We start from the raw sequence: 12,566 nt of genomic DNA on the forward strand, positions 1-12,566 counted from the left end.
TGAACCGGGTGCTGGACAGCCTGGAGCTGAAGGCCGACGCGGCCCTTTGAGCAGACGCAAAACCCTGTGGGAGCCAGCCTGCTGGCGATAGCGGTGGGTCAGTCGAATGCGATGCTGGCAGACACGCCGCCATCGCCAGCAGGCTGGCTCCCACACGGCCCGGCGGTGAGCACCGGCCTCAAGTCCAGGCCCTTCAAATAACAATATTTCTCGTTTAGCCCTAAATCGCGCCCTTCCCCTTCGTCTCTGAGCAAACGGAATTTTTCCACTCGATGACAAGGAGTCGGCTGCGATGTTCGCGCCCATTACCCGTTCCATGACCCTCACCCTGGGCCTGTGCAGTGCTGCCCTGAGCCCGGATCTGTTGGCCGAGACCGAGGCCGAGAAGCGCCCGGAGGCCGACGCGCCGGCCCTGGAGTTGGCCGCCACCAGCGTCACGGCCCAGGGCCTGGGCAGCACCACCGAACACACCGGCGCCTACACCACCGGCGCCATGAGCACGGCGACACGGCTCAACCTGTCGATCAAGGACACCCCGCAATCGATGTCGGTGGTCACCCGTCAGCAGATGGACGACTTCAAGCTCGGCACCTTGTCCGAGGCCATGAGCCAGACCACCGGCATCGTGGTGCAGCACAACGACTCGGATCGGATCAGTTATTCGTCGCGCGGCTATTCGATCAATAACTTCCAGGTCGATGGCATGCTCAACACCTTCACGTTCATGAAGTCGGACTCGGACACGATCATCTACGACCGCATCGAGGTGGTGCGCGGCGCGACCGGCCTGACCACCGGCGCAGGCGATCCGTCGGCGACCATCAACATGGTGCGCAAGCGCCCCACCGCCCAATGGCAGGCCCAGGCCGGGGTCAGCGGCGGCAGCTACGACGACTACTACAGCTACGTGGACGTGGGCGGGCCGCTGGCGTTCGACGGGCGCCTGCGCGGGCGCAGCGTGCTGGCCTACCGCGACAGCCAGTCGTTTCGCGACAAGTACGCGCTGCAGCGGGAAGTCGGCTACGGCATCCTCGAAGCCGACTTGACCGACTCCACCGTGCTGGCCGTCGGCTACGACTACCAGGACAAGCACGTGCAAGGCACCTCCTGGGGCACCGTGCCGTACTGGAACGCCGACGGCAGCAAGGCCGGCCTGGGCCGCTCCACCAACATGGCGACGTCCTGGAGCTCCTGGCCGATCAGGGACAAGACCGCGTTCGCCACCCTCGACCAGGCGCTGGCCGACGGCTGGCACCTCAAGGCCGCCTACACCCACCGCCAGAGCGACACCGACGGCAAGGTCTACTACGGCGGCGCCGGGTTCCCCGAGGCGGATCGCAGCGGCATGACGGCCTACACCTCGCACATGCTCGGCACGCAGAAGATGACCGCCTATGACTTCAACGTCTCCGGCCCCTACACGCTGCTGGGCCGCGAACACGAACTGATGCTGGGGTACGGCGAGGCCGAGCGGCGCTCCGATTCGCCCTATGCGATCGCCGGCCCCCGGTCGGACGACTACGGCATCATCCGCGACTGGAAGTACATGGGCGACATCGCCAAGTTCCCCGACACCGTCACCGGGCTCACCGAATCCAAAGACGATACCCGGCAGAAGGCCGGCTACCTGGCCACCCGCCTGAGCCTCACCGACCGCCTGCATGCGGTGCTCGGCAGCCGTTACGGCAGTTGGGAGTCATCGAGCACCAGCAACACCTTCGGCGACGACCTGAACGTGACGGCCGTGGAAACCACCCGCCAGAAGCACAACGACCAGTGGACGCCCTACGCCGGGCTGCTGTACGACATCACGCCCGAATACACCGTGTACGTCAGCTACACCGACATCTTCAAGCCGCAGACCAACCGCGACGCCAACCGCAAATACCTGGAGCCGGTGGTGGGCAGCAACTACGAGCTGGGGCTCAAGGGCAGCCTGCTGGACGAGCGCCTGAACCTGGCCACGGCGCTGTTCTGGAGCAAGCAGGACAACGTCGCCGAGGTGGACGATTCGGTGCCGCCGGATCCGAAGACCGGCGAAGAGTTCTACAAGAGCGGGGGCAAGGGCAACAAGGTCAGCGGGTTCGAGGCGGAGGTGTCCGGCGAGGTGCTGGACGGCTGGAACCTGACCGCCGGCTACACCTACACCCACTCCGCCGACGGCGAGAAACAGCGCACCAACACCAACCAGCCGCTGAACCTGTTCCGCCTGTCCACGGCCTATCGCCTGCCGGGCAACTGGAACGCGCTGACGGTGGGCGGCGCGGTGAACTGGCAGAGCGACATCTACGGCAAGGCCAACCGCCCCGTGGGACGCGACGCCGATGGCGAGATCGTCACGCGCCGCACGCGGATCAGCCAGGACGCCTACACCGTGGTCAAGCTGATGTCGCGCTACGAGTTCGACCGGCACCTGTCGGCGTCGCTGAACGTCGACAACCTGTTCGACAAGAAATACTACGACAACGTCGGCTTCTACAACGGCGTGTTCTGGGGCGACCCGCGCACGGTGACGCTGAGCCTGGACTGGAAACTCTGACCCCAGGCACATGAGCGGTTGCTGTGTCGAGGGGCTGCTGTGGCGAGGGAGCTTGCTCCCGCTGGGGCGCGCAGCGGCCCCCAAAAACAGCAAGGGGCCGCTTCGCAGCCCAGCGGGAGCAAGCTCCCTCGCCACGGGGCTGCACCTGCCTTGCCGCAGCCGTTAACCCTTAGTTAATGCCCCCGGCGGACACTGCGCGCCGAGACCTCGATTCATGGACGAAAGGCTCCGACATTCACAGTGGGAGGCACCATGAAAATCACCACCGCAATCCTCGCCGCACTGCTCGCCTTGGGTTCCGCCAGCGTCTTTGCCGAAGGCGGCGCCGAGCGCATGAGGCACTACTACCAGAACTTCCCGGTGCATCAGGACGCCGCCGGGCAACAGGCTCAAACCCAGGCCGATGAGCTGAAGGTTCCGGACGACCAGACCGCGCAAGTGACCGAATCCTACCGTCCTTGACGCCTGGCTGATGAACCGATGGACCTGCGAGGGCTGCGCTCTGGCTTCGCAGATGACAGTTGGGCGCCCATCGGGCGCCCTTTTTCATGCCTGCAGGTATTTGGACCAGAACAGCATCGGCCCCTGCGACGGATCCCGCGTGCCGGTCACGAACCCGAGCTTGGCATAGGACGCCTTCGCCACGTCGTTGCCTTCGAGCACTTCGAGGGTGATCTTGCAGCAGCCGCGCTGACGGGCGATGTCCTCGACCTTGCGCAGCATCTTGTGGCTCAGGCCCCTCCCGCGGAATTTCGTCATCACCGCCACGTCATGCACGTTGACCAGCGGTTTGCAGGCGAACGTGGAAAACCCCTCGAAACAGTTCACCAGCCCGGCCGGCTCGCCGCCGACGAATGCGAGCACGCTGAAGGCGTGGGGCCGCTTGGCCAACTCCTCAGGCAAGCGCCGCAGCAGGTCGGGCGCGAGCGACTGGCCGCCGCCCATCGGGTCTTCGGCATAGTGATTGAGCACGACACCGATGGCCTCGGCATGCACCGGATTGGTATAGCTGGCTTGAAGCACAAGAATTTCTGCGGAATCCATTTCCATCCTCGATCGCACGGGGCCCCGGCGCGCGTCTTGCGCGTTGAAAGGCTTGGAGACCATAACGTGGAGGCGGCACGGGGGACAAGACAAACATTGGCTGGCTCCCGGAGGGCTGCGCAGGCGACGTGTCAGGGGATGAATGTATCGGCTGACCCGACGCCTTCGCTGGCAAGCCAGCTCCCACAGGTTTTGCGCTGGCCGCTGATCCTGCGAATGTCCACGATCCTTGTGGGAGCTGGCTTGCCAGCGATAGGGCCGCCACATCCGACATCCCCGGTGCCTGACCCAACGCCTTCATTGCGCAGCCAGTCGCGGTCAGCGCCCCCAGATCAGCTCTTCGGTCCAGCCCAGTTCGGCGAAGTCCTCGGCCCGCAGCGCCGACTCGCCGGCGCAGAAAAACTCGTCCAGCTGCGGCGGCTCCACCGACGTGCCGCTGAGCATGGCGTGCACTTGCCCGCGATGGTGGATCTGGTGTTCGAACAGGTGCGAGAGCAGGCGCAGGCGGGTGTCGTGCTGCGGCGTCTCCCGGGCGATGGTCACCACCCGGCCCAGATCGGCGTCGCGCAGTTGCTCGCAATAGGCGATCAGGCGCCGGTCCACCTGGGCCTGCTCAAGGCGCAGGGATTGCCCTTCGGTAAACGGCTCATCGACCGCGAAGAACGCATAACAATCGGGATGCGGATCATCGCCGCGCAGTTCGCGCTCCAGCGCATCCACGTAGTACCCGTCGCAGATGAGGATGTGATTGAGGGTCCGGCGGATGCTCGGGAAGAAACTCACCCGTGGCGCCGTCAGTTCCGCGGCGTCGAGGCGACTCCAGGCCTTGGCCAGGCGATGGTTGGCCCAGGCGTTCTGATAGGCCATGGTCAGCAAGTGGTGGGACAGTGGCTGCGTCATCGCGCGCCCTCCTCGCTTCAGGTCTCGGCAAAGCGTTGCAGTTGCATCTCCTGCAGGCGGCTGAGGGTGCGGCGGAACGGGAATTCCAGATAGCCCTCGGTGTACAGCGCCTCCATCGGCACCTGCGCCTCGATGTACAGCGGCACCTTGCGGTCGTAGCACTCGTCCACCAGGGCGATGAAGCGGCGCACGCCGTCGTCGTGCACCGACAGCTGCGGCAGTTCGCGGTCGCCGGCCGCCACCCGTTCGGCGCCGTCCTCGGTGCCGCGGGCGATCCGGCCTTCGCGCTTCTTGGCGCTGAGGTTCGGCACCTCGCTCAACAGAATAGCCCGGTAGCTGTCGCACAGCGCGATGAAGTCCATGGCGGCGAACGGCTGCTCGCAGAGGTCGGCGTAACGGCACCACACCACCGAACCGCCGGCCTGCACCACCGGCAAGCTCCGGTGACCGACGGCGACCGGCTCGGCGCTGCAGGCCTGCCCGACCGTCAACGCCCGGAACACCTCGTCCAAGGCGCTGCCCTGCCCCGGCACCGCGACCCAATAGCGTTGCGCGTGCGCGCCGGGATGCAGGCGATGGTCTTCGGCGCCGTTCACCGCGACCACTTGCATGTGCGCCTGGATCGCGGCGATGGCGGGCAGGAAGCGGTCGCGGTTGAAGCCGTCGGCGTACAGCTGGTCCGGCGGCAGGTTGGAGGTGCAGACCACCACCACGCCTTCATCGAACATCACCTGAAACAACCGCCCCAGAATGATCGCGTCGCCGATGTCGTTGACGAACAGTTCGTCGAAACACAGCACCCGCACCTCGGCCGCCAACTCCCGGGCCAGCGCCCGCAGCGGGTCGGCGATGCCGGTCAACTGGAACGAGCGCTGGTGCACCCAGCCCATGAAGTGATGGAAATGCTGTCGCCGGGCCGGCACCCGCAGGCTCTGGTGGAAGCGGTCCATCAGCCAGGTCTTGCCGCGCCCGACCGGGCCCCACAAGTAAACGCCGGCGACCGAACGGGCACCGGCGTGCAAGGCCTCGTGGCACTTCTGCAGTGCGAAGACGGCATGTTCCTGGGCTTCATCCTGGATGAAACCGTCGTGTTCGATGGCCTGCTGCCAGGCACTGAGCGGGGAGTCGAAAGTCATGCGCGGCAGTATGCCATGAGCGCTACAGGGATATGTCCAGTCGGGCGATCTTGCCCTGCTCATCGAGACGGAACATGTAGCGCAGCGGCTGCGGGCTGCCGGGGAAGTCCCCGGACACCAGCCCGTGCACCAGTACCTTGCCGGTGCGGTGCTGCACGTCCAGCACTTCGACGCGGGGCTGGTAGCGCCGGGCGCTGTCCTCGATCCAGTGGGCGATGGCCTGGGGGCCGACCTGATGGTGGCCTTCGTCGAAGACGTTGGCGTTCTCGGCGAAGAAGCTCGCGATCTGCGTGGTGTCGCGGGCGTTCGCTGCGTTGATGTACCCGGCGATGGCCGGGGCCAGAGTCGGATGGGACATGGTTGCAACTCCTTGTTGAGTGGTTCTGCCGCCATCCTAGAACAGCCCTGCGTCAATTCTTGTCAGGAGTGAACCGCCGGGTTTCGTCCTGTTGCATCTGCTGCTGCCAGGTGCGCAGCAGGTCGCTGCGCCGGCCCGGATAGCGCCCGTCCGCGGCCGTGGCGGCCGCGATCCGGTCGGTGCGGAACGTGCGGTAGGCGCCGCGCAGTTCGCACCAGGCCACGAGGATCCGCACTTCGTTGAGAAAGCCCAGCGCCAACGGCCAGATCAGCCGCTGGCTGGGCATCTGCTGCGCGTCGGCGTAGTCGATCCGCAGTTTGCTTTGCTCGCGGATCGCTTGGCGCAGCACGTTCAGCGGCACGACGTTCTGCGGAAAGCCGTAACCCGCAGGCCCCGGCATCACCGTGGGGTTGCGCATGGCTTCCTGGGCCCTGGGGTCGAGCACCGCCGCGATCTTGGCCAGGGCGTCGGCGGCGGCCTTGCTCAGCACCTCGTCGCCGCGCTGATCGACGTAGCGCAGGCCGAGGACGATGGCTTCGGTCTCATCGGCATTGAGCATCAGCGGCGGCAGGAACAGGCCGCTGCGCAGTACGTAGCCGATGCCGGCCTCGCCCTGGATCGGTGCGCCGAGGGCGGTGAGCTCGGCGATGTCGCGGTACAGCGTGCGCTCGGAGATCTCCAGCTCCGCCGCCAGCGTCGCCGCCGTCACCGGGCGCTTCTTGCCGCGCAGCACTTGCAGCAGGGTCAGTAAACGGGTGGTACGCGACACGGTGCAGGCTCCATCCGGAAAATGGCCGAAGCTTAGCACCGGGCACTGTCAGATTCTGTCAGCAGGCCTCTGCATTCCCGTGCCCCAAAAAAACCTGTGGGAGCGGCGGTGCGACGACTCGACTTGCCCGCGATAGCGGTGCATCAGGCGATGAATGCGTCGGCCGGACCGACGCCATCGCCAGCAGGCTGGCTCCCACAGGTAAACAGGTGGCTCCCGCATGGGTTATGTGGTGCAGCCAGTACCGTGGGAGCCAGCCAGCTGGCGATGGCTTCAGCCCAGGCCCCTCAGGGACAGGCCTGCCTCAGGCATCGACCTTATGCCGGGCCGCGTAGAGGCAGAGCATTTCCATGGCCAGGGTCGCCGCCGCCAGGGACGTGACTTCGGCGTGGTCATAGGCCGGCGCCACTTCCACCACGTCCATCCCCACCAGGTTGATCCCGCGCAGGCCGCCGAGGATCTCCAGCGCCTGCACCGTGCTCAGGCCGCCGCACACCGGGGTGCCGGTGCCCGGCGCAAACGCGGGGTCGAGGCAGTCGATGTCGAAGGTCAGGTACACCGGATGGTCGCCGACCCGCGCGCGGATCGCCTCGACGATGGCCTCGCAGCCGCGCCGGTGCACCTGCCGCGCATCCAGCACCTGGAAGCCCTGAGGGTCGTCGTTGGTGGTGCGCAGGCCGATCTGCACCGAACGCGCCGGATCCACCAGCCCTTCCCGCGCCGCGTGCCAGAACATGGTGCCGTGGTCGACCCGCTTGCCGCCCTCGTCCGGCCAGGTGTCGCTGTGGGCGTCGAAGTGGATCAGCGACAGCGTGCCGTGCTTGCGCGCATGGGCCTTGAGCAGCGGGTAGCTGATGAAGTGGTCGCCGCCGAAGGTGAGCATGGCGCTGCCGCTCTGAAGGATGTGCTCGGCGTGGGCCTCGATGCTTTCCGGGATGGAATGCGGCGCGCCGTAATCGAAGTCGCAGTCGCCGTAGTCGATCACCGCCAGATGATCGAACGGGTCGAACGCCCAGGGCCAGTGGCGCTCCCAGGCGATGCCGGCGGACGCCGCACGGATCCCCCGTGGCCCGAACCGGGCGCCCGGACGGTTGCTGGTGGCGGTGTCGAACGGCACGCCGCTGACGGCCACGTCCACGCCGCGCAGGTCGCGGCTGTAGCGCCGGCGCATGAAGCTGGTGATGCCGGCGTAGGTGCTTTCGGCGGCGGTGCCGAAAAGGCTGTCGCGGGTGATGGCTTGATCGTTTTGCATCGGCACGTCCACGGTGACTCTCCTTTTTTATTGATGGCTGCGAAAAGCGGTCCACAGGCGGGTGCGCTGGCGCATGTCCTTGAGGCTCATGCTGCGGTCGGCGTACAGGCGCTCACGCACCTCGGGCTGCGGATAGATGTCCGGATCGTTGCGCACCGCCTCGTCCACCAGCGGCGTGGCGGCCTGGTTGGCGGTGGCGAAGAACAGGGTGTTGGTCAGCGCCGCCACGGACTCGGGGCGCAGCATGAACTCGATGAAGGCCCGGGCGGCCTCCGGGTGCGGCGCGTCCTTGGGGATGGCGAGGTTGTCCTGCCACACCAGCGTGCCTTCACGGGGGATGCGGTAGGCGATCTCGAACGGCTTGCCGGCCTTGCGCGCCTGGTCGGCGGCCATGCCCGCGTCGCCGTTGTAGGTCAGCGCCAGGCACACGCTGCCGTTGGCCAGGTCGTTGATCTGCCGGCCGGTGGCGACGTACAGCACCGACGGCTGCAACCGCTGCAACAGGGCTTCGGCGGCGGCCAGGTCAGCCTTGTCGCTGCTGTACGGATCCTTGCCCAGGTAATGCAGGGCCAGGCCGATGACTTCCTGCGGCGAATCCAGGATCGCGATGCCGCAGTCCTTGAGCTTGCCGGCGTATTCCGGCTTGAACAGCAGATCCAGGCTGTTGAGCGGCGCGTCCGGCAGGCGCTTCTTGACCGCCTCCACGTTCATCCCAAGCCCCAGGGTGCCCCAGGTGTAGGGCACGCCGTAGCGGTTGCCGGGATCCACCGCCGCGAGTTTCTCCAGCAGGTCCGGATCGAGGTTGGCGTAGCCCTTGAGCCCCTCACGGGGGATTTCCTTCAGGGCGCCCGCCGCCAGCCCGCGGGCCAGCACGGTGGAAGACGGCACGACCACGTCGTAGCCGCTGCCGCCGGTCAGGAGCTTGGTCTCCAGCACCTCAGTGGTGTCGAACGTGTCGTAGCGCACATGGATGCCGGTTTCCTGCTCGAAGCGCTGCAAGGTCTGCGGCGCCACGTAGTCGGCCCAGCTGTAGAGGTTGAGGGTCTTGTCCTCGGCCTGGGCCGTGAACACAGCGGAGATCAACAGCGCGGGCAAGCCCAGTTTGAACACAGAAGCCATGACGAACACCTGACCGTGGGGAGTGGTGGCAGGATGCGCCGGCGGATACATTACAAAAATCTCAAGTTCGTTAACCTGACATTAGCCGGAGACAATGTGATGCTCGGTCAACTCCACGACGTGGATCTGCAACTGCTGCGCCTGTTCGTCGGTGTGGTCGAATGCAACGGTTTCAGTGCCGCCCAAGGCGAACTGGGCCTGAGCCAGTCCAGCATCAGCCAGCAGATGGCCAAGCTTGAGACGCGCCTGGGCTACCGGGTGTGCAATCGCGGCAAGGCCGGCTTCAGCCTCACGCCAAAGGGCGAGCGGTTGCTGGCCGCGACCCGCGCGCTGTTCCAGTCCATCGAAGCGTTCCGTCATGAATCCAACGGCGTGGCCGGGCGCCTGATCGGCGAGGTGCGCCTGGGCCTGTCCGAAGCGGTTGACCACTCGGTGCTGCAACGGGTGGCCGAGGCGATCCGGCGCTTTCGCGCACGGGACGAAGCGGTGCGCATCGAACTGATCAGCGCGATGCCGGGGGAAATGGAACGCCTGCTGCTGCAGCAGCGGCTGGATCTGGCCATCGGTTACTTTTCCCAGGTGCAGACCGCGTTCGACTACCGCGAACTGTTCCATGAGACCCAGCACCTGTACTGCGCCGCCGGCCATCCGCTGTTCACCGACGATGCGCCGGACGACGCGGCATTGCAGGCCTGTGACCGGGTCGACCATCCGTACCGTTTCCTGCGCAGCGACGAGCCGTTCCAGGGCCAGGTCTGCTCGGCGCGCTCGGAGCAGGTCGAAGGCACGCTGGCGTTCATTCTGTCGGGCAAGCACGTCGGCTACCTGCCGAACCATTACGCCCGCCAGTGGGTGGACAAGGGCCTGCTGCGGACGGTGCGCGAAGGCAGATTGAGCTTTGAGGTGGCGTTTCACCTGGCCCGGCACCGGGCCCAGGCGCCGGGGGACGCGCAGAAGGCGTTCGAGGAGGATCTGTTGGCGGCGTTTGCCTGAATATCCTTGTGGTGAGGGAATTGCTGTGGTGGGGGGAGATGTTGTGGCGAGGGAGCTTGCTCCCGCTGGGGCGCGCAGCGGCCCTAAAAAGGCTGGGGCCGCTGCGCAGCCCAGCGGGAGCAAGCTCCCTCGCCACAACAAGCTCCCTCGCCACAACCGTTCATTCAGGCCGTAAAACCTGACCTTTCAGGCAATTTTATTGCGTTGCCCTCGCCGCCCGCTTCCGGCATCCTGCGCACCCATTTTCTGACCCGGCTGCGCCTTGCGGCGCGCACACCACCATGACCGTCTCCGAAAAAGCCCCGCGCAACAACGACCTGATCTACGGCCTCAACGACCGTCCGGACTTCACCGCCACGGTGTTCGCCGCCCTGCAGCACGTGCTGGCCAGCTTCGTCGGCATCATCACCCCGACCCTGATCATGGGCAGCGCCCTGGGCCTGCACAGCGAAATCCCGTACCTGATCAGCATGGCGCTGTTCGTCTCCGGCCTCGGCACCTTCGTCCAGGCCCGGCGCTTCGGCCCGGTGGGCTCTGGGCTGCTGTGCCTGCAAGGCACCAGCTTCTCGTTCATCAGCGTGATCCTCAGCGCAGGCTTCATGGTCAAGGCCCGGGGCGGCGGCACCGACGAGATCCTGTCGACGATCTTCGGCGTGTGTTTCTTCGCCGCGTTCATCGAAGTGGTGCTGAGCCAGTTCATCGGCAAGTTGCGCATGCTGATCACCCCGGTGGTCACCGGCACCATCATTACCCTGATGGGCCTGTCGCTGATCAAGGTGGCGATGACCGACATCGCCGGCGGCTTCGGCGCGCCGGACCTGGGGGCGGCCAGCCATGTGTTCCTGGCGGCGCTGGTGCTGGGCACCATCGTGGTGCTGAACCGGGTCGACGTGCCGTTCCTGCGCCTGGGCGCCATCGTCATCGGCCTGACCCTCGGCTACGTGGTGGCGTGGCTGACGGGCCAGGTGGACTTCGCCGACCTGCCGCAGGTGCCGGCGGTCAGCATTCCCGTGCCGTTCAAGTACGGCTTCAACTTCGACTGGGTGGCGTTCGTGCCGGTGGCGGTGATTTTCCTGGTGTCGCCGCTGGAGGCCGCCGGCGACCTGACGGCCAACTCGATGATCTCGCGCCAGCCGGTCAAGGGCCCGCTGTACATCCGCCGGATCAAGTCGGGACTGCTTGCCGACGGCCTCAACTCGGCCATGGCGGCGGTGTTCAACAGCATGCCGATGGTGACCTTCGCCCAGAACAACGGGGTGATCCAACTCACCGGTGTGGCCAGCCGCTACGTGGCGTTCTTCATCGCCGGCCTGCTGGTGCTGCTGGGCCTGTTCCCGATGATCGGCGCGGTGCTGCAACTGATGCCAAAACCGGTACTGGGCGGCGCCGAGCTGGTGATGTTCGGCACCGTGGCCGTGGCCGGGATCAAGATCCTCGCCGAGGCCGGGCTGCACCGGTGCAACATGCTGATCGTGGCCATCTCGGTGGGCATGGGCCTGGGCATCGCCGCCGTGCCGGAAGTGCTGCGCGAACTGCCGCAGGCCCTGCGCAACATCTTCGAGTCGCCGATCACCGTCGGCGCCCTGTGCGCGATCGTGCTGAACATTTTCCTGCCGGAAGAGTTCATCGAACTGGAAGAGGACGACTTCGACCCGGAGGCGTCTATCCTGCAAGTCATGGAAAACCCGGAAATGCCGGCCAAGGCTGAACCTGCGCAGCCGCCTGCGGTCGCACCGTTGAACCGCTGAGCCGGACCGCCGCACAATCAAAGGGCCGGACCGTTGGCGGTCCGGCCCTTTTCTTCATCGAGAGCACGCCCCATGCGCCGTCTCCCCGCCCTGCTGCTGTCCCTGCTCCTGCTGTCCCTCAGCGCCTGTGCGCTGTTTCCCTCCCGCGATCCGGTGAACATCAACGTGGTCGGCCTCGAACCGCTGCCCAGCCAGGATCTGGAAATGCGCTTCGCCCTCAAGCTGCGGGTGCAGAACCCCAACGAGACCGCCATCGACTACAACGGCATCGCGCTGGATCTTGAGGTCAACGGCCATCCGCTGGCCTCGGGGGTGAGCGACCAGGCCGGCTCGATCCCGCGGTTCTCCGAGGCGGTGGTCAGCGTGCCGGTGAGCGTTTCGGCGTTCTCGGTGCTGCGCCAGACCCTGGGCCTGAGCCAGGCGCAGAACCTCGACAACCTGCCTTACGTGCTGCGGGGCAAACTGGCGGGCGGCGCGTTCGGCACAATGCGCTTCACCGACCGCGGCAAGCTCAGCCTGCCCAGGGCCAGCGCCGCCACCTGGTGACGCTGGCCGGGTTCTGCGCCGTTTTGACTGACGCCATCGCCAGCAGGCTGGCTCCCACAGGGATTCAGAGTGAACGCAAAATCTGTGGTCACCGCCAACCATTGTGGGGGCCTGCTGGCCGGGTTTTGCGCCGTTTTGACTGACGCCATCGCCAGCAGGCTG

General features: G+C 66.2%; 12 protein-coding genes. 5 read left to right on the forward strand and 7 right to left on the reverse strand.

All coding sequences use genetic code 11. The annotated features are described in order from the left end of the window. Window positions 1-292: 292 nt before the first annotated feature. Together ACIP0B_RS18920 and ACIP0B_RS18925 are read left to right on the forward strand one after the other, a co-directional pair. On the forward strand, window positions 293-2,539 hold the full coding sequence (locus ACIP0B_RS18920; RefSeq protein ID WP_400834910.1) for a TonB-dependent siderophore receptor: 2,247 nt from the start codon (window positions 293-295) through the stop codon (window positions 2,537-2,539). Between the two features lie 252 nt (window positions 2,540-2,791). After that, window positions 2,792-3,001 (forward strand): hypothetical protein, encoded by a 210-nt coding sequence (locus tag ACIP0B_RS18925; protein WP_400834913.1) that lies wholly within the window; start codon window positions 2,792-2,794, stop codon window positions 2,999-3,001. An 84-nt stretch (window positions 3,002-3,085) separates the two neighbouring features. Here the strand turns inward: ACIP0B_RS18925 and ACIP0B_RS18930 are convergent, their stop codons facing one another. From ACIP0B_RS18930 to ACIP0B_RS18960, 7 genes are all read right to left on the reverse strand, one after another. Next, window positions 3,086-3,583, reverse strand: coding sequence for a GNAT family N-acetyltransferase (locus tag ACIP0B_RS18930; RefSeq protein WP_400834916.1), 498 nt, complete (start codon window positions 3,581-3,583; stop codon window positions 3,086-3,088). 318 nt (window positions 3,584-3,901) lie between these two features. Beyond that, on the reverse strand, window positions 3,902-4,483 hold the full coding sequence (locus ACIP0B_RS18935; protein ID WP_400834919.1) for a DinB family protein: 582 nt from the start codon (window positions 4,481-4,483) through the stop codon (window positions 3,902-3,904). A gap of 17 nt (window positions 4,484-4,500) precedes the next feature. Then, window positions 4,501-5,619 (reverse strand): cell division protein ZapE, encoded by a 1,119-nt coding sequence (gene zapE, locus ACIP0B_RS18940; protein WP_400834922.1) that lies wholly within the window; start codon window positions 5,617-5,619, stop codon window positions 4,501-4,503. Window positions 5,620-5,641: 22 nt separating this feature from the next. Next, the gene (locus ACIP0B_RS18945) at window positions 5,642-5,977 is read right to left on the reverse strand and encodes a nuclear transport factor 2 family protein (protein WP_400834925.1); all 336 of its coding nucleotides are present in this window, start codon (window positions 5,975-5,977) and stop codon (window positions 5,642-5,644) included. Between the two features lie 52 nt (window positions 5,978-6,029). After that, on the reverse strand, window positions 6,030-6,746 hold the full coding sequence (locus tag ACIP0B_RS18950; RefSeq protein ID WP_400834928.1) for a helix-turn-helix transcriptional regulator: 717 nt from the start codon (window positions 6,744-6,746) through the stop codon (window positions 6,030-6,032). Between the two features lie 304 nt (window positions 6,747-7,050). After that, window positions 7,051-8,010, reverse strand: coding sequence for an agmatinase (speB, locus tag ACIP0B_RS18955; RefSeq protein WP_400834931.1), 960 nt, complete (start codon window positions 8,008-8,010; stop codon window positions 7,051-7,053). Between the two features lie 15 nt (window positions 8,011-8,025). Further along, the gene (locus ACIP0B_RS18960; RefSeq protein WP_400834934.1) at window positions 8,026-9,117 is read right to left on the reverse strand and encodes a polyamine ABC transporter substrate-binding protein; all 1,092 of its coding nucleotides are present in this window, start codon (window positions 9,115-9,117) and stop codon (window positions 8,026-8,028) included. Window positions 9,118-9,216: 99 nt separating this feature from the next. On the opposite strand from ACIP0B_RS18960, the gene ACIP0B_RS18965 reads away from it, so the two are divergent. The 3 genes from ACIP0B_RS18965 (at window position 9,217) to ACIP0B_RS18975 (ending at window position 12,404) form a co-directional block, all read left to right on the forward strand. Then, window positions 9,217-10,110 carry a LysR family transcriptional regulator gene (locus tag ACIP0B_RS18965; RefSeq protein WP_400834937.1) on the forward strand — a complete coding sequence of 298 codons (894 nt, stop codon included), beginning with the start codon at window positions 9,217-9,219 and terminating at the stop codon, window positions 10,108-10,110. A 281-nt stretch (window positions 10,111-10,391) separates the two neighbouring features. Continuing rightward, on the forward strand, window positions 10,392-11,858 hold the full coding sequence (locus tag ACIP0B_RS18970; protein ID WP_400834940.1) for a nucleobase:cation symporter-2 family protein: 1,467 nt from the start codon (window positions 10,392-10,394) through the stop codon (window positions 11,856-11,858). A 72-nt stretch (window positions 11,859-11,930) separates the two neighbouring features. After that, complete coding sequence (locus tag ACIP0B_RS18975; RefSeq protein WP_400834943.1) at window positions 11,931-12,404, forward strand: LEA type 2 family protein; 474 nt, start codon at window positions 11,931-11,933, stop codon at window positions 12,402-12,404. The last annotated feature ends 162 nt before the right edge of the window (window positions 12,405-12,566 follow it).

Origin of the sequence: Pseudomonas sp. NPDC089534, from assembly GCF_044749305.1 — a bacterium.
Classification (GTDB): Bacteria; Pseudomonadota; Gammaproteobacteria; order Pseudomonadales; family Pseudomonadaceae; genus Aquipseudomonas; species Aquipseudomonas ekonensis.

What these genes read in the sequence shown, in the direction of transcription:
- ACIP0B_RS18920 (WP_400834910.1), top strand. Translation starts at nt 293, where the DNA reads ATGTTCGCGCCCATTACCCGTTCCATGACCCTCACCCTGGGCCTGTGC.
- ACIP0B_RS18925 (WP_400834913.1), top strand. Translation starts at nt 2,792, where the DNA reads ATGAAAATCACCACCGCAATCCTCGCCGCACTGCTCGCCTTGGGTTCC.
- ACIP0B_RS18930 (WP_400834916.1), bottom strand. Translation starts at nt 3,583, where the DNA reads ATGGATTCCGCAGAAATTCTTGTGCTTCAAGCCAGCTATACCAATCCG.
- ACIP0B_RS18935 (WP_400834919.1), bottom strand. Translation starts at nt 4,483, where the DNA reads ATGACGCAGCCACTGTCCCACCACTTGCTGACCATGGCCTATCAGAAC.
- zapE (WP_400834922.1), bottom strand. Translation starts at nt 5,619, where the DNA reads ATGACTTTCGACTCCCCGCTCAGTGCCTGGCAGCAGGCCATCGAACAC.
- ACIP0B_RS18945 (WP_400834925.1), bottom strand. Translation starts at nt 5,977, where the DNA reads ATGTCCCATCCGACTCTGGCCCCGGCCATCGCCGGGTACATCAACGCA.
- ACIP0B_RS18960 (WP_400834934.1), bottom strand. Translation starts at nt 9,117, where the DNA reads ATGGCTTCTGTGTTCAAACTGGGCTTGCCCGCGCTGTTGATCTCCGCT.
- ACIP0B_RS18965 (WP_400834937.1), top strand. Translation starts at nt 9,217, where the DNA reads ATGCTCGGTCAACTCCACGACGTGGATCTGCAACTGCTGCGCCTGTTC.
- ACIP0B_RS18970 (WP_400834940.1), top strand. Translation starts at nt 10,392, where the DNA reads ATGACCGTCTCCGAAAAAGCCCCGCGCAACAACGACCTGATCTACGGC.
- ACIP0B_RS18975 (WP_400834943.1), top strand. Translation starts at nt 11,931, where the DNA reads ATGCGCCGTCTCCCCGCCCTGCTGCTGTCCCTGCTCCTGCTGTCCCTC.